18 protein-coding genes are annotated in these 18,523 nt (G+C 69.7%); 9 read left to right on the top strand and 9 right to left on the bottom strand.

From position 1 onward, the window contains the following. The first annotated feature begins 10 nt into the window (after positions 1 to 10). Positions 11 to 244, top strand: coding sequence for an MbtH family protein (locus tag GYB83_RS17845; protein ID WP_161896690.1), 234 nt, complete (start codon positions 11 to 13; stop codon positions 242 to 244). Positions 245 to 281: 37 nt separating this feature from the next. Further along, positions 282 to 689 (top strand): aspartate 1-decarboxylase, encoded by a 408-nt coding sequence (gene panD / locus GYB83_RS17850; RefSeq protein WP_161896691.1) that lies wholly within the window; start codon positions 282 to 284, stop codon positions 687 to 689. Positions 690 to 729: 40 nt separating this feature from the next. On the opposite strand, the gene GYB83_RS17855 is transcribed toward panD, so the two are convergent. From GYB83_RS17855 to GYB83_RS17865, 3 genes are read right to left on the bottom strand one after another with little or no spacing between them, the layout of a single operon-like run. Then, complete coding sequence (locus tag GYB83_RS17855; RefSeq protein WP_161896692.1) at positions 730 to 1,668, bottom strand: methionyl-tRNA formyltransferase; 939 nt, start codon at positions 1,666 to 1,668, stop codon at positions 730 to 732. 1 nt (position 1,669) lies between these two features. Further along, complete coding sequence (locus GYB83_RS17860; RefSeq protein WP_161896693.1) at positions 1,670 to 1,915, bottom strand: phosphopantetheine-binding protein; 246 nt, start codon at positions 1,913 to 1,915, stop codon at positions 1,670 to 1,672. An 8-nt stretch (positions 1,916 to 1,923) separates the two neighbouring features. Beyond that, positions 1,924 to 3,525: a (2,3-dihydroxybenzoyl)adenylate synthase gene (locus GYB83_RS17865; RefSeq protein ID WP_161896694.1), complete on the bottom strand. Its 1,602-nt coding sequence runs from the start codon at positions 3,523 to 3,525 to the stop codon at positions 1,924 to 1,926. A 22-nt stretch (positions 3,526 to 3,547) separates the two neighbouring features. Here GYB83_RS17865 and GYB83_RS17870 point away from each other — a divergent pair, with 22 nt between their 5' ends. Beyond that, the gene (locus GYB83_RS17870) at positions 3,548 to 4,201 is read left to right on the top strand and encodes an isochorismatase family protein (RefSeq protein ID WP_161896695.1); all 654 of its coding nucleotides are present in this window, start codon (positions 3,548 to 3,550) and stop codon (positions 4,199 to 4,201) included. On the opposite strand, the gene GYB83_RS17875 is transcribed toward GYB83_RS17870, so the two are convergent. Genes GYB83_RS17875 through GYB83_RS17885 form a run of 3 tightly spaced genes read right to left on the bottom strand, consistent with a single transcriptional unit; the run spans position 4,187 to position 7,535 of the window. After that, the gene (locus tag GYB83_RS17875; protein WP_161896696.1) at positions 4,187 to 5,713 is read right to left on the bottom strand and encodes an ATP-dependent DNA ligase; all 1,527 of its coding nucleotides are present in this window, start codon (positions 5,711 to 5,713) and stop codon (positions 4,187 to 4,189) included. The two genes, GYB83_RS17870 and GYB83_RS17875, sit on opposite strands and share 15 nt — an antisense overlap. Continuing rightward, positions 5,710 to 6,315 (bottom strand): hypothetical protein, encoded by a 606-nt coding sequence (locus tag GYB83_RS17880; protein ID WP_161896697.1) that lies wholly within the window; start codon positions 6,313 to 6,315, stop codon positions 5,710 to 5,712. The genes GYB83_RS17875 and GYB83_RS17880 overlap by 4 nt, the downstream gene beginning before the upstream one ends. Then, positions 6,312 to 7,535, bottom strand: coding sequence for a hypothetical protein (locus GYB83_RS17885; RefSeq protein WP_371865340.1), 1,224 nt, complete (start codon positions 7,533 to 7,535; stop codon positions 6,312 to 6,314). The genes GYB83_RS17880 and GYB83_RS17885 overlap by 4 nt, the downstream gene beginning before the upstream one ends. A 150-nt stretch (positions 7,536 to 7,685) precedes the next feature. On the opposite strand from GYB83_RS17885, the gene GYB83_RS17890 reads away from it, so the two are divergent. The 4 genes from GYB83_RS17890 (at position 7,686) to GYB83_RS17905 (ending at position 11,290) form a co-directional block, all read left to right on the top strand. Then, a complete protein-coding gene (locus tag GYB83_RS17890; protein ID WP_161896698.1) occupies positions 7,686 to 8,588 on the top strand; it encodes an alpha/beta fold hydrolase in 903 nt (300 codons plus the stop codon). 39 nt (positions 8,589 to 8,627) lie between these two features. Next, on the top strand, positions 8,628 to 9,338 hold the full coding sequence (locus tag GYB83_RS17895; RefSeq protein WP_161896699.1) for an SDR family oxidoreductase: 711 nt from the start codon (positions 8,628 to 8,630) through the stop codon (positions 9,336 to 9,338). Continuing rightward, entirely contained in the window at positions 9,335 to 10,393 is a 1,059-nt protein-coding gene (locus GYB83_RS17900) for an isochorismate synthase (RefSeq protein ID WP_161896700.1), read from the top strand. Before GYB83_RS17895 ends, GYB83_RS17900 begins: the two co-directional genes overlap by 4 nt. Before the next feature lie 72 nt (positions 10,394 to 10,465). After that, entirely contained in the window at positions 10,466 to 11,290 is an 825-nt protein-coding gene (locus GYB83_RS17905) for a class I SAM-dependent methyltransferase (protein ID WP_161896701.1), read from the top strand. Here GYB83_RS17905 and GYB83_RS17910 read toward each other — a convergent pair whose 3' ends face one another. Beyond that, positions 11,291 to 12,460: a PucR family transcriptional regulator gene (locus tag GYB83_RS17910; RefSeq protein ID WP_161896702.1), complete on the bottom strand. Its 1,170-nt coding sequence runs from the start codon at positions 12,458 to 12,460 to the stop codon at positions 11,291 to 11,293. Between the two features lie 180 nt (positions 12,461 to 12,640). On the opposite strand from GYB83_RS17910, the gene GYB83_RS17915 reads away from it, so the two are divergent. Then, positions 12,641 to 14,353 carry an aldehyde dehydrogenase family protein gene (locus GYB83_RS17915; RefSeq protein WP_228461596.1) on the top strand — a complete coding sequence of 571 codons (1,713 nt, stop codon included), beginning with the start codon at positions 12,641 to 12,643 and terminating at the stop codon, positions 14,351 to 14,353. 4 nt (positions 14,354 to 14,357) lie between these two features. Beyond that, positions 14,358 to 15,935 (top strand): GMC family oxidoreductase, encoded by a 1,578-nt coding sequence (locus GYB83_RS17920; protein WP_161896704.1) that lies wholly within the window; start codon positions 14,358 to 14,360, stop codon positions 15,933 to 15,935. On the opposite strand, the gene GYB83_RS17925 is transcribed toward GYB83_RS17920, so the two are convergent. After that, positions 15,925 to 16,728: an SDR family oxidoreductase gene (locus GYB83_RS17925; RefSeq protein ID WP_161896705.1), complete on the bottom strand. Its 804-nt coding sequence runs from the start codon at positions 16,726 to 16,728 to the stop codon at positions 15,925 to 15,927. The two genes, GYB83_RS17920 and GYB83_RS17925, sit on opposite strands and share 11 nt — an antisense overlap. Beyond that, positions 16,725 to 18,431, bottom strand: coding sequence for an FAD-binding dehydrogenase (locus tag GYB83_RS17930; protein WP_161896706.1), 1,707 nt, complete (start codon positions 18,429 to 18,431; stop codon positions 16,725 to 16,727). The genes GYB83_RS17925 and GYB83_RS17930 overlap by 4 nt, the downstream gene beginning before the upstream one ends. Between the last annotated feature and the right edge of the window lie 92 nt (positions 18,432 to 18,523).

The raw sequence follows: 18,523 nt of genomic DNA on the forward strand, positions 1-18,523 counted from the left end.
AGGAGTTCTGTTGTCCACCAACCCATTCGACGACGAGTCCGGCACCTTCTACGTCCTGGTCAACGATGAGGAGCAGCATTCGCTCTGGCCGTCGTTCGCCGATGTTCCCGCAGGTTGGCGCATCGTGCACGGTGCGCCGACCGGGACCGACCGCGCGTCGTGTCTCGAATACGTCGAGCAGAACTGGACCGACCTGCGCCCCCGCAGCCTGCGGGAGGCCATGGCCGCCGACGCCGCCAACTGACACCGCTGTCCCCACCACACATCCGAGAGGCTTCACCATGCACCGCACGCTCGTCAACGGCAAGATCCACCGCGCAACCGTCACCCAGGCCGATCTCCACTACGTGGGATCGATCACGATCGACGCCGACCTCATGTCGGCGGCCGACCTCGTCGAGGGCGAGCAGGTGAGCGTCGTCGACATCACCAACGGCGCCCGACTGGAGACGTACGCCATCACCGGAGAGGCCGGATCCGGCCGCATCTGCATCAACGGAGCCGCCGCTCACCTGGTGAACCCGGGCGACTTGGTGATCATCATGTCGTACGGCCAGTTCAGCGAGGCCGAAGTGGTCCTGCACGAGCCGAAGGTCGTCCACGTGGACGCCGACAACCGGATCGTCGCACTCGGCAACGATCCCGCCGAGCCCGTGCCCGGCGCGATCGACCAGTTCGCCTCCCGCTGAGGCGCCCCCGGGCTGGGTCGACGACCCAGCCCGGTGCGCCTCAGACGAGGTCGATGTACCCGCCGCGCGTTCCGAAGAAGTCGGCCGCCGACACCGTCGCACCGTCGGCGAGCCGCAGCGTGTCGAAGACGATCGCCGGCTCCGGCGTCGTGCGCGACCGCCCGCAGACCACTGCGACACCGCCCTCGTACGGCACCGTCACCCGACCCGGAGTGCCGCCGAACCGACCTGTCGAGACGTGCGCCGACAGCACCCGAACGCGCTGGCCCCGGAAGGTGAAGTGCGCGTTCGGATAGGGATCGGACTGCGCACGAACGAGCAGTTCGATGTCGGCCGCGCTCGACGTGAAGTCGATCCGCGATTCGAGATCCGAGCGCTTGTGGAAGTACGTCATCGACTCCGGCGACTGGACCCGCTCGACGATGGTGCCCGCGGCCAGGTCGGCCAGCGATGCCGCGACCAGCGGCTCGATCAGATCCATCGTCGCCAGGACGAGGTCGGTCGTGGTGCTCGTCGGGCCGACCGGCACCGCCTGCTGCGCGACGATCGGGCCGGTGTCGAGGCCCTCGTCCATCCGGTGGACGGTGACGCCGACGTGCGACTCGCGGTTGAGCAGCGCCCAGAGGATCGGCGAGAAGCCCGCGTAGCGCGGCAGCAGTGAGTCGTGGATGTTGAGGGTGCCGTGGGTCGGCGCCGCGTAGATCTCCTTCGGCAGCCAGGTCCGCCAGTTGTTGGCGACGATCACGTCGGGCTCAGCCGCCCGCACCGCGTCGATGAGATCCTGGTCGGCGCGGGTCGCGACGTGGACGGGCACACCGTTGTCCCGCGCGAGGTCCTCGACCGAGTCGGCCCACATCTGCTCGTACGGATGGTCGCTGACCGGATGGGTGACCGCCAGGACCACCTCGTGCTCGGTCCCGAGCACCGCGGACAGCGTGCGGTGGCCCCACGTCTGGTAGCCGAGCGTTACGACCCTCATATCAGTCCCGTCCCGTCAGCTCGCGCACCCAGGCGCCCACTTCCGGGACTTCGGCCAACGTGACGAGGTCGACGTCGGCCGACCCCGCGGCCCGCCAGCGCTCCACGAGCGTCATCAGGCGAACCGAGTCCAGGCCCATGTCGAGGATGTTCGTGGAGTCGTCCAACTCGCCGCTCGGCACGCCGAGCATGTCGGCGAGGTCGTCGACGATCTGGTCGCGAGTGAGGACGGTCCGTCCTGTTGTCATCTGTCGTTTCACCTTTTCTCCGCCGCGGCGGTCTGTGCTGTGAGGAGCTCACGCAGCCGCTTTCGGCTCACCTTGCCCACTCCGGTCTCCGGGAACGCGTCGACGACCGACACGATGTCGGGGAGCTTCCATTCGGCCAGCCCCCGCGACCGCGCGAACGCGCGCAGTTCCGGCAGTTTCGGCGGGGCGTCGGGAGCGGCGGCGATCACGTACGCACACGTCCGCTCCCCGAGGTAGGCGTCGTCGACGGCCACGACGATCACGTCGCGCACACCGTCGTGGCCCAACAGATGCTCTTCGAGCTGTTCGGCCGACACCTTCTCCCCGCCCCTGTTGATGCGGTCGCCACCGCGTCCGCGGACGATCAGGTCCCCACGATCGGTGATCTCGACCACGTCGCCGGTGCGGTACCAACCGTCGTCGGCGAAGGAGTCGGGCGACGCGCCACCCCAGTAGCCGCGAATCGTGTAGGGCCCCTGGACCTCGAGGAACCCTCGGCCGACCGACACGGGTTCACCGTCCTCGTCGACCAGGCGGAGCTGATCGAGCGGCGACATCGGCCTGCCCTGGGTACTGGTGACGACGTCGATCGGATCGTCGAGCCGGGTGTAGCAGACGAGCCCTTCGGCCATGCCGAAGACCTGCTGGAGCGTCACGCCCAGGGCCGGTCCGATGCGCCGGGCCAACTCGTCGGGACAGCGCGCCCCGCCGACCTGGATCGTCTGGAGGCTGGAGACGTCGGCGGCGGATCCTCGTTCGGCGGTCTCGGTCCACAGCCGCGCGATGGGCGGAACCATGCCGACCATCGTCGCGCGATGGCGCTCGACCAGCGGCCAGGCGACCGACGGTGCGGGCGAAGGCGACAGGACGACGGTTCCCCCGGCGTAGATCGCGCCGAGGATCCCCGGCGACGACATCGGGAAGTTGTGCGCGACCGGAAGGACGACGAGGTACACGGTGTCGGCGTCGACGCCGCAGACCTCGTTGCTCCGCCAGACGCTGTACAGGTAGTCGTCGTGCGTCCGCGGGATCAGCTTGGGGATGCCGGTGCTGCCGCCGGACAGCTGGAGGAAGGCGACGTCGGACGGATTCGACGGCGCGTGTGTCCGCGGTTCGGCCGCGATCTCGTCGAGTCGATCGATCGGGATGAGGTGTGCGATCGTGTCGACCCGATCGGCGACGGACTGCGCCAGCGCGGCGTGGTCGAAGCCCTGATGAACGCCGGGATGGACGATCGCCACGGCGTCGGCGGCGCGGGCGATGCCGACGAGTTCGGCCTCGCGGTGCGCCGGGAGCCCGAAGACCGGCAGCGCGCCGAGCCGGAAGAGCGCGAACACCGTCTCCACGAATGCGACGGTGTTCGGCATCTGGAGCACTACGCGCGCACCCGGCTCGATGCCGAGGTCGGCGAAGCCCGCGGCCAGACGTCCGACGCGATCGGCGAGTCGGCGGTAGGTCACGGTGCGGTCGGGATCGGCGACGGCGATGCGGTCGGCGAGGTCCGTGTCGTGCGCGCGGGCCACGAGGACGTCGTCGAAGGTCTCTCCACGCCAGCAGCCGTGTGAGCGATATCGTTCAGCGAGTTCGGAGGGCCATCTGGTGAAGGTCACAAGGTAAGGCTAGCCTAATGGCATGGCGATTCCATCGATCCCCCCGTACCGAATCCCCGTCGGCCCCTTCCCCGCCCGCGTCGACTGGGACCTCAACGCCGATCGCACGGCACTCCTGATCCACGATATGCAGCAGTACTTCATCGACGCGTACCAGCGTGACCAGGAGCCCATGTCGACGGCACTGTCCAACATGGTGCGCATCCGCGAGGCCGCCGAGGCCGCCGATGTGCCGGTGATCTACACCGCCCAGCCCGGAGATCAGCACCCGGCCCGTCGCGGGATCCTCCGCGACTTCTGGGGTGCGGGCCTGGTGTCCGGGCGCGACGAGGAGATCGTGCCCGAACTCACACCGCGCGACGGCGACATCCAGGTGACCAAATGGCGTTACTCCGGCTTCGCGCGCACCGACCTGCGTCAACTGCTGGCGCACCACGGGCGCGACCAGCTGATCGTCGTCGGCGTCTACGCCCACATGGGTTGCATGATCAGCGCCACCGACGCGTTCATGAGCGACGTCGCGCCCTTCTTCGCCGTCGACGCGATGGCCGACTTCAGTCGCGACGAGCACGAGATGGCCGCGACGTACATCGCCAAGCGGGCTGGGCTGGTCCTGACCACCGACGTCATCGTCGACGCCCTCCAGTCCACCCGGTCGCGCTCAATCTCGGCGTAGGGCGCGGAGGTCGGCGATCGTGTCGGCCTCCGTCGGCGGCTTCTCGTCGGCTCCGATCCGGTATCGCTTGACGCGCGCGAACCGCAACGCGATGCCTCCGGGGTATCGGCTCGACCGTTGAACACCGTCGACGGCGACCTCGACGACGACCTCCGGACGCAGGTGGAGGACGTGGCCGTCACGCCGGGTGGCGATCGTCGGGAAGTGGTCGGTCTGCCACGCGAGGATCCGGTCCGTGAGGCCCTTGAAGGTCTTGCCGACCATGACGAAGCCGCCGGGCTCGCCGACGTCCCCGTCGGGGTCGCGCGCGCCGAGATGGATGTTCGACAGCATGCCGGATCGTCGACCGGATCCCTCTTCGACGGCGAGGACCACGAGATCGTAGGTGTACACCGGCTTCACCTTGACCCACGCCGCTCCCCTGCGGCCCGCGGCGTACGTCGAGTCGAGCGACTTCACCACGACTCCCTCGTGCCCCGCGGCGAGCGCATCGTCGAGCACCCGCTGCGCGCCGTCGGCGTCGCCGTCCGACAGTTCGGATCCGCCGATCACGTGCTCGCCGACGGTCGCCGCGAGCACCGTCCGGCGGACGCGGAGCGGCTCGTCGATCAACGACCGTCCCTCGCCGTACAGGATGTCGAAGAACCACACGTGCAGCGGCGACGCTCCGTCGCGGCCGAGACTGCTCATGGTGTCCTGGAACGGTCGGGCGGCGCCCGATTCGTCGAGCGCGAGCGTCTCGCCGTCGAGGACGAGGTCGCCGCCGGGGAACGACTCGACGACGGCCACCACGTCCGGCACCCGGGCGGTGATGTCGGCGAGGCTCCGGGTGTAGGCGGTGACCGTCCCGCCCACCCGGTGGACCTGCAGTCGTGCGCCGTCGAGCTTGTACTCGACGGACGCCGCCCCGGATGTCGCCATCGCCTCGGCCGCAGTCGGCGCGGCGCCCGCGAGCATCGGCGCAGCCGGTACGCCCGGTGTGAGGTCGACGGCGGTCAAGTCGTCGCCACGCAGGGCGGATCCGATCGTCGCGCCGATGTCGCCGGTCAGCATCGCCGCACGCCGCACGAGCGACGTCGGCAGGCGCAGGGCGAGGGCCGCGGCGTCGACGAGCACGCCCTCGAGCGCCCCGGTCCGCATCTCACCGGTCATGACCCTGATCAGGTGATCCTGTTCGGCGGCATCCGCCCTGCTCAGAAGCCCGTCGAGGATGGCGACTCGCACCGCGGCCGATCCCGTTCCGCTCGCCGACGCGAGCGCGGTGAAGGCCTCGTCGACGTCCCGCACGGTCAGCCGCGCCGCGGACGCCGCCTCCGGTCTGCGCTCGATCAACGTGCGCCAGCCGACGCCGAGCCTGCCTTGGCGCGGTCTGCCGAGAATCAGGCCGGTCACCGCGGGAGCGTCATCGGGCTCCACGCGTGCGATGAGGTCGGCGAGCGCCCGCGCCTTCGCCGTGCGCGAACGCGTCGCGGCGACGTCGGCGGCCGCGGCGACGACCTCCTGCAGCATCATCCCTTGGTGAAGGCGATGGTCCCGCCGCCGCTCGGCGGCTTCTGGGCGGTGCCCCTCCCGAGGAAGTCGCGACCGATCCACACGGTCGGCGTCAGGCGGCGGTATTCGTGCGTGCTCACCATCAGACCGCCGTAGTCGCGGGTGAAGTCGGCCGTCCACACGGGTTTGCGGTCGTCGAACGACCGCGGTGCGTAGACGACGGGACCGCCCGCGTCCGGTCCGGTGATGTAGTTCTTGTACACCCACGGCTGACCCTGCGGCCCCGTGGCGAAGGTGAGTCCGTCGCCGAGCTTGGACTGCAGGGTGGTGAACGTCTTCGAGTACTGGTAGTCGTCGACGCCGTCATCGCCGGTCTGTGCGGGCAGCAGGTAGAGGCGGTACCGGCCGACCGGCGGCAGTTCGCCGAGCGGCGCGGCGCGGAACCGGTCGAGGATCTGTTGACTCGTGCAGTGGTTCATCAGGCTGTCGATCGTCGTCGCGGCGCTGCGGTCGTCGATGACGCACCGTCCGTCGGGAGCGCCGGGCGCGGCGGATGCGACGGCCGTCGGCGCGAGAGCGACGCCGATCGCTGCGGCCAACGCGAGAATCGTCTTCGTGGTCATTTCACTGTCACCTTGGTCTGGTCGAGGATGCTCGTCGCGAGCGGTCCGAGGTTGAAGAGGACTCGGTGCTCTTGCAGCTGACGACTGTACGGGGTGCGCATGTACGCGGCGAGTGCGTCCCAGTTGTGATCGACCTGCCACGCGTACTTCGGCAGCAGTTCGGCGTTGATGTACTCCCAGCGCGCGTCGAACACCGACCAGTTCCACGACGGAAGAGGCGTCGTGAGGCGGACGGTCCGCCCGCCGACGACGGCGGTCGCCTCGATCGGCCGGTAGGCGCGCATCGGGCGCACGCCCGCCACCGACGGCGAACCGACGATTGTCGAGGCGTAGGTGAGGGCCTCGCCGACGGGCGCGCGGTACGCCCGCGTCTGGTCCCACTGACGGGCGATGACAGTCTCCTGTTCGCGCCGCAGGAGCCGTCCGTTGCCCGCGGACACCCGGTCCGAGTCGCCCGATGCGATGTCGACGAACGCGTCCAGCACGTCGGCCGGGTACAGACCGGTCGCGACGAGCTCGCGGACCGCATCGAGCCCGCCTACGACGTACGCGGTGTGGAGCGGCATGAGGTCGCCGAAGATGTTCTTCTGCATCACCAGGATCTGACCGATCACCGCGTCGATGTCGGCCGGTGTGATGGTCTTGCCGACCTCGGCGAGCGCACGCACCCCGTCGGGCAGTTCGGCGACGAGCCGGTCGCCGCCCGCGTCCGACGCACGCCGGACGATCTCGGCCATCACGGGCTGGAGTCGACTGATCTCGAAGATCTGCCCGCCGAGTTCGAGGTCGAGCAGTCCGCCGCCGAAGTCGGCTCCGACCTGACCAGCCATGCCTGCCCACCGGAGCTCACGGTGAGCGAGCTGCAGGTCTTCGTAGTAGCGGTATGAGCGTTCCAGGTTCGTGAGGTTCGCGGTCGCGCCCGCTCGCGGATTCCACCGCTGCAGGTCGATGCCGGCCTTCTCGGTGGTCCGTTCCAGCCAGTAGGTGTACAGCAACGCGCCGTAGCGAGAAGGGTCCAGCTTTTCCGACCGCGCCTGCGCGAGCAGCGGCGCGATATCTGAACTCCGTTGCGGCAGGTCCGGATTCGGCGCACCCGGCCCGCGGGACGCATCTCGGTTCGGCAGCCCGGCGTCGAGATGGGACGCGAGCCCGTTCGCCGCGGGAGCCGCGTCGACCTGAGCCGCGGGCGCTGCCGCCACCGACAGGACCGCCGCCACCATCACCGCTGTGATCGTCCGTTTCACTTCATCCTCGATCGTGTCGTCGTCAGGCGCCGCGAGGGCCCTCGTGCGGCGGTAAGCGTACGTCAGTCGGCGGCGCGCGACCCCACCCGTGCACGGATCGTGCGCCCGATCGGCGATGATGGAGGGATGACGACACGGACGGGCACGGCCACCGGCGGCGACGTCGATCTCTTCTACGACGAGTGCGGCGACCCCGACGACCCGACGGTGCTGCTGATCATGGGTCTCGGCGCGCAGATGGTGTTCTGGCGCACCGAGTTCTGCGAGAAGATCGCGGCGCGGGGCTATCGCGTGGTCCGCTTCGACAATCGGGACGCGGGATTGTCCGGGAAGCTCGACGGGACCCGGGTGGGCGGACCGCCGTTGCCGGTCAAGCTCCTGCAGTTCTTCGTCGGACGGCCCAGCTCCGGTTCGCCGTACCTCTTGACCGACATGGCGGACGACGCCGCACGAGTGCTCGATCATCTCGGCGTCGACCGTGCGCACATCGTCGGCGCGTCACTCGGCGGGATGGTCGCGCAGGTGCTCGCGGCCGAACACGCCGACCGCACACTGTCGGCGACGGTCGTCATGTCGAGCAACAACCGCCCGTTCCTGCCGCCGCCGGGGGTCCGTCAGATCGCGGCCCTGTTGTCCAAGCCGACGGGCACCGACCGCGAGGACATCATCGCGTCCACCGCAACCCGCGCGGGCGTCATCGGCAGCCCGGTGTTCCCGAAGCCGTTGGAGGAGGCCGTCGCCCATGCGACCGAGTACTTCGACCGCTGCTACTACCCCGCCGGTTTCGTTCGTCAGTTCGCGGCGATCCTCGGGACCGGCCGACTCGACGGCTACGACCGCCGGATCACCGCGCGGACGTTGGTGCTGCACGGCACACACGACAAGTTGATGCGCCCCTCCGGTGGCCGCGCCGTCGCCGCAGCCGTCCCGGGCGCCCGCCTGCAGATGGTCGACGGCATGGCGCACGACCTCCCGGTGCCGTTGTGGGACGAGATCGTCGCCGCCCTCGTCGACCATTTCGCGGCCTGACCCAACCCACTCATCAAACATTAGGCTAGGCTCACCTATGTGAGCAGAAACGTCGTCGTCACCGGAGCCACAGGAGGAATCGGGGCCGCGTGCGTCGATGTCCTCTCCGATCGAGGATGGACGGTGATCGGACTCGACGTCGCCGAGACCGAGTCGTCGTGGGCATGCGATGTGACATCCCTCATGGAGGTGCGCCGAGCCGCCGAGCGCGTGGCGGGCCTCGGCGGATGTTCGGCGCTCGTCAACGTCGCGGGCGTGCTGCGGCCCGCACCGATCGCCGACGTGTCACCCGACGACATGCGAGCGATGATCGACGTGAACCTGCTCGGCGTCCTGCACTCGATGCAGGCGTTCGCGGGGCAACTCGTCGCGAGCTCGGGATCGGTCGTCACGGTCGCCTCCAATGCGGCGGGAACGCCGCGCACCGCGCTCGGCGCATACGGCGCGACGAAGGCCGCGGCCACCATGCTGACGAAGTCGTTCGCACTGGAGAACGCGGCGGCGGGCGTGCGCGGAAACATCGTCCAACCCGGGTCGACCCGCACCCCGATGCTCGAGGGACTGTGGTCGTCCCCGGACGACGAGCGGGCCACCCTGGTCGGCGATCTCGCCGCCCACCGCCTCGGCATCCCACTCGGCCGGGTCGCGGAGCCCGCGGACGTCGCCGCCACCGTCGCCTTCCTGCTCAGCGACGACGCCCGCCACATCACCCTTCAAGAGATTCACGTCGACGGAGGTGCGACGCTGTGACCGTCTCCATGTCGTGGCGCTCGCCACGAGCAGCCCTGGCCGCCGACGCACTGTTCGGCGAGGGCCCGGCCGCCGCCGATCACACACGGCTGTCGACGGCGTTGCGCGCCGCCGCCGACAACGCCCACGGGGGCAGGGCGTTCGCAGCCCTGCCGTTCGATCGCGAGCAGACGTCGACGATCGTCACCCCGGTCGGGCCGCCGTCACCCCGCGCGGAGGCCGTCGTCGCCAGACTCCTCGACGGCGGCCAGTCCTCGCCCGACGACTACCGCGACGGCGTCCGGATGCTGCTCGACGCGGTCGCCGACGGCGACGTCGCCAAGGCGGTCCTCGCCCGCTACCGCGACCTCGCGTCACCGCAGCCGTGCGATCCCCTCGCCATCGCCGACCGGCTGGGTCGGACGCACCCGTCGGCGCACGTGTTCGCCCTGCCGGTCGCAGCCGACCGCCATCTCGTCGGCGCCAGTCCCGAGCTGTTGGTCGCCAAGTCGGGACGGGCGGTGCGGTCGCACCCGCTCGCCGGATCCGCGCGTCGGTCCGCCGAGCCTGCCGTCGACCGGGCGAATGCGGCCGCGCTCCGCGAGTCGGAGAAGGATCGCCGCGAACACGCGTACGTCGTGGACGCCATCTGCGACGTCCTCGCCCCGTACTGCGTGCGGCTCGACGCGCCCGAACCCGGATTGCTCGGCACGGACAGCATGTGGCATCTCGGCACCGAGATCACCGCGGAACTGCGCGACCCCGACGTCCCGGTGAGCGAACTCGTGGCCCATCTGCATCCGACTCCCGCCGTGTGCGGGACTCCGCGGCTGGCGGCATACGACCTGATCAGCGAGGCGGAACCGTTCGACCGCGGATTCTTCGCCGGCGCCGTGGGCTGGACCGACGCCGCCGGCGACGGCGAGTGGGCCGTCAGCATCCGGTGCGGTGAGGTCGCCCCGCACCGGATCCGCGCGTACGCCGGAGCAGGCATCGTCGCGGGCTCCGATCCAGACGCCGAACTCGCCGAGACGTCCGGAAAGCTGTCGACCTTCCTGGCCGCAGTCACCGCGTGACTTAGGTTAGACAATACTATTAAGATGAATATATTCACTTAAATACACGAATTCCTCTCCCTGGAGCCCGCGATGAGCCACAGCACCCAGCCCGACGCCACCGACCTGCCCCTCGCCGATCGCAGAATCGAGGACGTACCGGGCCACTGGCTGCTCGCACGTCTGGGCAAGCGAGTGCTGCGCCCCGGCGGCGCCGCGATGACCGAGAACATGCTCGACGACGCCGACCTCGCCGACGCCGACGTCCTGGAGATCGCACCGGGCCTGGGAAAGACCGCCACGTCGATCCTGGACCGGTCCCCGCGCAGCTACACCGGGATCGAATCGGACCCCGCGGCAGCCGAACTGACGACGACGGCGATCGACTGCAACGGACGCGTCCTGGAGGGCGACGCAGCGTCGACCGGGCTGGACGCCGAGAGCGTCGACGCCGTCGTCGGCGAGGCCATGCTCACCATGCAGACCGACAAGCACAAGGCCGAGATCATCGCCGAGGCGTTCCGCGTGATGCGCCCCGGCGGACGGTACGCGATCCACGAGTTGGCGCTCGAACCCGACACCCTCGACGAGGCGACGACCACCGAGATCCGCCGAGCACTCGCCCGGTCGATCAAGGTGAACGCCCGTCCGCTGACCGAGGCCGAATGGCGCGCCCTGCTCACCGACGCCGGGTTCGTCGTCGACCGTGTCCGCTTCGCACCGATGGCGCTGCTCGAAGCGCGCCGCATGATCGCCGACGAAGGCGTCCTTCAGACCCTCCGGATCGCGCGGAACATCATTACCAGCCCGCCGGCACGCCGACGGGTACTCGCCATGCGATCGGTGTTCGTCGAGCACAAGAGCCACATGGCCGCGATCTCGATCATCGCCGTCAAACCCGATGGTCGGGCGGCCTGATCAACGGAGCTGGACCGCCCGCAGCGCGACGTAGAGTTCGGCCGACTGGACCGGATCGGTCGTGTCGCGTCCGGTGAGATCGCCGATCTTGCGCAGCCGGTAGCGCACGGTGTTGCGGTGGCAGTACAGGAGTTCGGCGACGGCCGTCGCCGACCCCGCACACCGATACCAGGCATCGAGCACGGCCAGCATGTCAGCCCGTTCCGCGGGCGGCAGCCGCAGGACCGGCCCGAGTATCTGTTCGGCGGCCACACCGCTCGCGGCACGGTCGGCGGCGAGCAGATGCGCCACCGGGTCGTCTCCGAACCGGGTCACCCCGACACCCCCGCACCCCACCGCGCTCTGCGCTTCGGCGAGCGCCGCCACGATCGACATCGGCGACGAGAACACCGCGCTCACTCCGACTCTCCCCCGGGTGAGCCGGGCGAGCCACGTCGCGGTCGCATCGACGTCGCGCGCGGCCTGCGCGACGACAAGTCCGATCGCCGAGTCGACCTGCATGTCCCACACCGACTCGACTCCGACCGCCGCGGCGTCCCGGCGGAGGCCGCCGGGTGTGAGGACGCCGGCGTCGCAGTCGGCGACGATGACCGCGAAGACGCCGGTTTCGGGGAGTCGAAGGCCGCGCATCGCGTCGAGCAGCCGCGACGGATGAGCCGAGTGGTCGTCGAACACCGACCTGACCAGCCGCGCGGCCCGCATCTCGTCGGCCCTGGTCAGATCGACTTCAGTGTCGTGATACGCCTGGACCGCGGCGTCGGAGTACGTGTCGACGATCTCCCACAGATCGGCGGCGATCGACCCGAGCTCCACGTCTCCCGGGCCGTCCGCCATCTCGGCGATGCGGTCCCACAAGGCCCTGCCACCGAGCCGGAACGCGCGGAGCAGCGACGAGATCGGGATCCCCAGCCGTGCCTTCAGCCGACCGGCCTCATGCGCGGGCGTCAGGTCGAGACGGGACTTGACGGCGAGCGTCTCGACCATGGCGTGCAGATTCGCCACGCAGGAGTCGCGGAGCTGCTCCGCCGTCAGCATCGTCGCTTCGGCATAGAACGTGTCGGATGCGACTATCGCCGCGATCACCGCGTCGACGACCGAGTCGTCGCCGGATCTGATCTCGGCGGCCACGCGCTCCGCGAGCGTCGGAGTCGCCTCGACGAGGGAAGTCATCGGTCGACCGTAGCAGGAGTTCAGTGACACGCACCACCATCGTTTTGTGCCGAAGCACAAAACGATGGTGCGAGTCGGCGACACTTGCACATATCCACGGTGCCCCCGCACATGGTCGAATGGGTGACAACGCCGCTGCAGCAGACGACCGCGGCGACCTCTCACGAGACGGAGCTTCCCGTGGCATCCACCACTGACCAGTCCATCGCCGCCGTCGACCAGGCGATCGCCGACCTCACCGCGGGCGAGAGCCGGTGGGGCGCGCTGTCGCTCACCGAACGCGCCGACCTCTTCGAGCAGGTCCGGGACCTCGTCGTCGCACACGGCGCCGAATGGGTGGACGCCGCGATCTCCATCAAGCGGCTCGATCCGGGCTCGCCGCTCGTCGGCGAGGAGTGGATGTCGGGCCCGTACGCGTTCGCCGGCGGACTCGGCGTGGTGGCGCAGTCGTTGCGGGCGCTCGCCGCGGGCGACAGCCCGCTGAAGGGCGCGACGTTCGGCGAGTCGTCGGGCCACACGACGGTGCAGGCCCTGCCCGCGGGCCTCAACGACATGCTGCTGCTGAGCGGATTCTCCGCACAGGTCTGGCTGCAGAAGGGCATCAGCCGCGACGACGCGATCGCCGCCGCGGGTCTGGCACAGCTCGATCCGACCGTCACCGGAGGCGTCGGAGCCGTGCTCGGCGCGGGCAACATCATGTCGATCGCCCCGCTCGACACGCTGTACGAGCTCGCCGCCTTCAACCGCGTGGTCGCGTTGAAGCTCAATCCCGTCACCGACGCCCTGCTGCCGACGTTCCGCACGGTGTTCGCACCGCTCATCGAGATCGGCGCGGTGCGCATCCTGACCGGCGGGGCGGATGTCGGCAAGCAACTCGTCGAGCATCCCGGCGTCGCACATGTGCACATGACCGGCAGCGCGGTGACGCACGACGCGATCGTGTGGGGCACCGGCCCCGAGGCCGCCGACCGCAAGAAGGCCGGCACTCCCCTCCTGTCCGTTCCGGTCACGAGCGAGCTCGGCGGCGTCTCGCCGACGATCGTGCTGCCGGGCAAGTGGTCGAAGGCCGACATCGCCTTCCAGGCGGCCCACGTCGCCACGCAGCGTCTGCACAACGGCGGATACAACTGCGTTGCGGCGCAATCGGTGATCGTGTCGTCCGACTGGGCGCAGCGCGAGGAGTTCCTGGCGGCCCTGCGATCGGCGTTCGACACGGCGCCCGCACGTCCGGCCTACTACCCGGGAAGCGACTCCCGGGTCGACGGCGCCGTGCGGACCTACCCCGACGCCGAACGGCTCGGCCCGAACGGCGGCCGCGTCCTCGTCGACGGCCTGACCGCGTCGTCCGACGAACCGCTTCTGACCACCGAGTACTTCGCGCCGGTGCTCGGTGTCGTCGAACTCCCCGGAACCGGAGCCGATTTCGCGCGCGCCGCCGTCGACGCCGCGAACGACGAGTTCGCGGGCACCCTCGGCATCAACCTCATCGCTCATCCCACGACGATCGCCGAGCTCGGTTCGACGTTCGACGAGCTGATCGCCGATCTCCGCTACGGCACGATCGCCGTCAACGCGTGGACCGGTCTCGGATTCCTGACCCCGACCGCGACCTGGGGCGCGTTCCCCGGGCACACGATCGACGACGTGCAGAGCGGCATCGGCGTCGTTCACAACGCGTGGCTGATCGACCGGCCCGAACGCACCGTGATCCGCGGACCCTTCCGCCCCGCGCCCCGCTCGGTCCTCCACGCCGAATGGGCCCTGTCTCCGAAGCCGCCGTGGTTCGTGAACAACAAGTCCGCAGCCACGACAGGCCGGCTTCTGGCCCGATTCGCCGGGGCCCCCAGCCTGGCGAAGCTGCCCGCGATCGTCGCCTCGGCGCTGCGGGGCTGACCCGATGACGATCCCCACTCAGGCCGAGTACATCGTGGTAGGCGCGGGCTCCTCGGGCGCCGTGGTCGCGGCTCGGCTCGCCGAGAAGGGCCGATCGGTGGTCCTGCTCGAAGCCGGGCCGGAGAAGAAGGACAAGTTCGCGGCGATCCCGGCGGCGTTCTCGAAGCTGTTCAAGACGGAGATGGACTGGAACTACCAGACCGCGGACCAACCCGGCCTGGGCGGACGCAGCATCTACTTTCCACGCGGCAAGCTCGTCGGCGGGTCGTCGTCGATGAACGCGATGATGTGGGTGCGGGGTTTCCGCGCCGACTACGACGCGTGGGCACGAGCCGCGGGCGACGGTTGGGGCTACGACAGCGTCCTGGAGTACTTCAAGCGGATCGAGGACGTCGAGGGCTCGTCGCATCCCGATCACGGTCGCGGCGGCCCGCTGCACGTGTCGCGTCAGCGGAGCCCCCGAGACGCGACCGCACAGTTCCTCGCCGCCGTCGAGAAGGCCGGGTACCGACGTGAGCAGGCGAACACCGCGTCGCCCGACGGCTTCACCGAGACGATGGTCAACCAGCATCGCGGCGCCCGATGGAGCACATCGGAGGCCTACCTCGATTCGGCCCGGAAGCTGCCGAACCTCACCGTCGTCACCGGAGCCCTCGCCCGCAAGGTGGTGCTCGACGGCGCTCGGGCCGTCGGCGTCGAAGTCGACCACGGCGGCCGCGTGCAGACGGTCCGCGCGTCGCGCGAAGTGATCCTGTCCGGCGGTGCGATCAACACCCCGCAGCTGCTGATGCTGTCGGGCGTCGGCGCCGCCGAACACCTGCGCGCGCACGGAGTGGACGTGGTCGTCGACTCCCCCGAAGTGGGGGCGAACCTCTCCGACCATCTCGTCTGCCCTGTCGGGTACCGGGTGGCCTCGGGCAGCCTGTTCGACGCCGAGAAGCCTCTGCAACTGATCGACTACCTCGTCCGGCGGCGCGGCATGCTGACGTCGAACGTCGCGGAGGCCTATGGCTTCATCCGGTCCCGTGCGGAGCTCGAGTCGCCCGATCTCGAACTGATCTTCGCGCCTGCCCCGTTCTACGACGAGGGCATCGGCGAACCCGACGGACACGGAGTGGTCGCCGGTCCGATCCTCGTCGCACCGCGCAGTCGCGGCACCGTCACACTGACATCGGGCGATCCGACGGCCAGGGTGCTCGTCGACCCGAAGTACCTCTCGGACCCCGACGGGGTCGACCGGGCCGCGATGCTCGCCGGGCTGCGAGCGACGCACACCATCCTGCACACCGATCCGATGCGCGGCGTGATCGGCGATCTCGCTCGCCCCCGCCGCGCGGCGTCGACCGTCGACGAGACCCTGGCGATCGCGTTGGAGCAGAACTCGCACACCCTCTATCACCCGACGGGGACGTGCCGGATGGGTTCGGACTCGGGCAGCGTCGTCGACCCTGAGCTGCGGGTGCGCGGAGTCGACGGCCTGCGCGTCGCGGACGCGTCGGTGATGCCGACGATCATCCGCGGCCACACTCACGCGCCGTCGATGGTGATCGGTGAGCGGGCCGCGGACCTGATCAGCGCTTGAGGCCGTGCTTGCGGGCGATCACCGAGGACACGATCCCCGCGGGCATGAGTCGCTTGAGCAGGAAGACGATCGGCGCATTCGATCCGACCGCGTAGAACTCGCGCGGCGGATCGGCCTCGATCGCCTTCACGATCACCTCGGCGACCTTCGCGGGCGGGATGCCGCCGCGCTCGTTCGCGTCGAGGTGCGTGATCATCATGTCGACGTCCGCCTTGTACGGCGAGTCGTCCGCCGTGTACTTGGTGCGACGTTCACCGATGCCGGTCGCGATCGACCCCGGCTCGACGTGAGCCACCCACACGCCGAACGGCGACAGCTCTTGACGCGCCGATGCCGCGAAGCCCTTCAGCGCCGCCTTCGCCGCGACATACGATCCGCGGAAGGCCAGCGGGAAGCTCGCGAGCATCGATCCGACGGTGATCACACGGCCGTAGCCCCGGGCCCGCATGCCGGGCAGCAGCTTCTGCGTCAGCTGGACCGCGCCGAACACATTGGTCTGGAACAGTCGGTCGACGGCGTCGGCGGGCAGTTCCTCCAGAGCGCCCGACTGGCTCTCCCCCGCATTGTGGACGACGATGTCGATGTCACCGACCTCGGCCGCGCACGCCGCGATCGAGTCCCGGTCGGCGAGGTCGAGGGCGACGTACTCGACGCCCGTCAGCCTCTTGTCGGCCGGGATCGACGCCGGATCGCGCGATGTGCCGAGGACCCGGTAGCCGCGGGCGGCCAGCAGCCGCGCGACCTCGAGCCCGATGCCCGACGACGCCCCCGTGACCAGCGCCGTGCGCGTCATGCGGTGACCCCCGTCGCGCGCGCCGCGGCCCGACCCGCGGATCGACCGGAGAAGATGCAGCCGCCGAGGAACGTGCCTTCCAGCGCGTTGTACCCGTGGACGCCGCCGCCGCCGAAGCCCGCGACCTCGCCCGCCGCGTACAGCCCGGGGATCGGCGCCCCGTCGTCGCCGAGCACCCGCGACTGGAGGTCGGTGTTGAGTCCGCCGAGCGTCTTGCGGGACAAGATGTTCAGGCGGACCGCGATCAGCGGCCCGTGGTCGGGGTCGAGCAGTCGGTGCGGCGGCGCCACGCGGACCAGCTTGTCCCCCAGGTAGTTCCGCGCACCGCGGATCAGGTGCATCTGGGCGTCCTTGCCGTACTTGTTCGCCACCTCGCGGTCGCGCGCCACGATCTGCTCGCGGAGCCGGTCGGCGTCCACGGTCCCGCCGCGCGACAGCTTGTTCATCCCCGTCACCAGTTCGTCCAGGGTGTCGGCGACGACGAAGTCGACGCCCTTCTGTTTGAACGCCTCCACCGGACCCGGCGCGCCCTTGCTCTTGATGCGCCCGAGCGTCAGCTTGAGGTCCTTCTCGGTGATGTCCGGGTTCTGCTCGGAACCCGACAGCGCGAACTCCTTCTCGATGATGCTCTCGGTCAGCACGAACCACGAATAGTCGTGCCCGCCCTTGAGGATCGCGGCCATCGTCGCGTTCGTGTCGCAGCCGGGGAAGTTCGGTGCGGGCAGCCGTTCACCGTTCGCGTCGAACCACATCGACGACGGTCCCGGGATGATCCGGATGGCGTGATCGGGCCAGATCGGGTCCCAGTTGTGGATGCCCTCGGTGTACGCCCAGACGCGGTCACGGTTGACGACGCGGCCGCCCGCCTTCTCGGTGATGGCGAGCATCCGCCCGTCCACGTGCGCGGGGACGCCCGCGATGATGTGCTCGGGGAACGGGCCGAGACGCTCGGTGGGCCAGTACTGCTTCATGAGGTCGAAGTTGTGGCCGATGCCGCCCGACGTCACCAGCGTCGCTGCCGCCCGGAACTCGAACTCGCCGACCACGTCGCGGCCGGTCGCGACGCCGCGCTCGGCGTCGGTGTCCTCCAGCACGCCGCCGCGGACTCCGACGACAGCCCCGTCCTCCACGATCAGATCGTCCACGCGGTGGCGGAACGCGAAGCGGACGAGACCGCGCGACTCGGCCTTCTCGACGGGCTCACGGAACACTCGGACGACCTCGGGTCCGGTGCCCCACGTGAGGTGGAAGCGCGGCACCGAGTTCCCGTGACCGTCTGCGACGGTTCCGCCGCGTTCGGCCCACCCGACGACGGGTGTGAAGCCCAGACCGAGGTTCTTCAGATAGGCGCGCTTCTCGTGTTCGGCGAAGTCGAGGTAGGCGCGCGCCCACCGCTCCGGCCATTCGTCCTCGCCGCCGGGGCCGAGTCGATCGAATCCCGCCGATCCCTTCCAGTCCTGCCAGGCCAGTTCGGCCGAGTCCTTGATGCCGAGGCGTCGTTGCTCGGGCGAGTTGATCAGGAACAGTCCGCCGAGGCTCCAGAACGCCTGTCCACCGAGATTGTTGCGGTTCTCCTGGTCGAGGACGAGGACCTTGCGGCCGGCGAGCGCGAGCTCGTGCGCCGCGACGAGGCCGGCGAGACCCGCTCCGACGATGATCGCATCGGGGGTGAATCCCGCGATGTCCGTGCTGTTCCGACTCAACGTCTGCCTCTTTCCTCGAGTGACCGTTCCGGCCATAACTAGAACATCGGTTCTTGTTATGAGTATCGTGACATGCGACACGTCACACGTCA

The organism is Gordonia spumicola (genome assembly GCF_009932475.1).
GTDB classification, from domain to species: Bacteria; Actinomycetota; Actinomycetes; order Mycobacteriales; family Mycobacteriaceae; genus Gordonia; species Gordonia spumicola.

Excerpts from the sequence above, each read along its gene's own strand:
- GYB83_RS17920 (WP_161896704.1), top strand. The coding sequence starts at position 14,358 with ATGACGATCCCCACTCAGGCCGAGTACATCGTGGTAGGCGCGGGCTCC.
- GYB83_RS17855 (WP_161896692.1), bottom strand. The coding sequence starts at position 1,668 with ATGAGGGTCGTAACGCTCGGCTACCAGACGTGGGGCCACCGCACGCTG.
- GYB83_RS17910 (WP_161896702.1), bottom strand. The coding sequence starts at position 12,460 with ATGACTTCCCTCGTCGAGGCGACTCCGACGCTCGCGGAGCGCGTGGCC.
- GYB83_RS17890 (WP_161896698.1), top strand. The coding sequence starts at position 7,686 with ATGACGACACGGACGGGCACGGCCACCGGCGGCGACGTCGATCTCTTC.
- GYB83_RS17870 (WP_161896695.1), top strand. The coding sequence starts at position 3,548 with ATGGCGATTCCATCGATCCCCCCGTACCGAATCCCCGTCGGCCCCTTC.
- panD (WP_161896691.1), top strand. The coding sequence starts at position 282 with ATGCACCGCACGCTCGTCAACGGCAAGATCCACCGCGCAACCGTCACC.
- GYB83_RS17905 (WP_161896701.1), top strand. The coding sequence starts at position 10,466 with ATGAGCCACAGCACCCAGCCCGACGCCACCGACCTGCCCCTCGCCGAT.
- GYB83_RS17875 (WP_161896696.1), bottom strand. The coding sequence starts at position 5,713 with ATGATGCTGCAGGAGGTCGTCGCCGCGGCCGCCGACGTCGCCGCGACG.
- GYB83_RS17885 (WP_371865340.1), bottom strand. The coding sequence starts at position 7,535 with ATGGTGGCGGCGGTCCTGTCGGTGGCGGCAGCGCCCGCGGCTCAGGTC.
- GYB83_RS17860 (WP_161896693.1), bottom strand. The coding sequence starts at position 1,915 with ATGACAACAGGACGGACCGTCCTCACTCGCGACCAGATCGTCGACGAC.
- GYB83_RS17925 (WP_161896705.1), bottom strand. The coding sequence starts at position 16,728 with ATGACGCGCACGGCGCTGGTCACGGGGGCGTCGTCGGGCATCGGGCTC.
- GYB83_RS17880 (WP_161896697.1), bottom strand. The coding sequence starts at position 6,315 with ATGACCACGAAGACGATTCTCGCGTTGGCCGCAGCGATCGGCGTCGCT.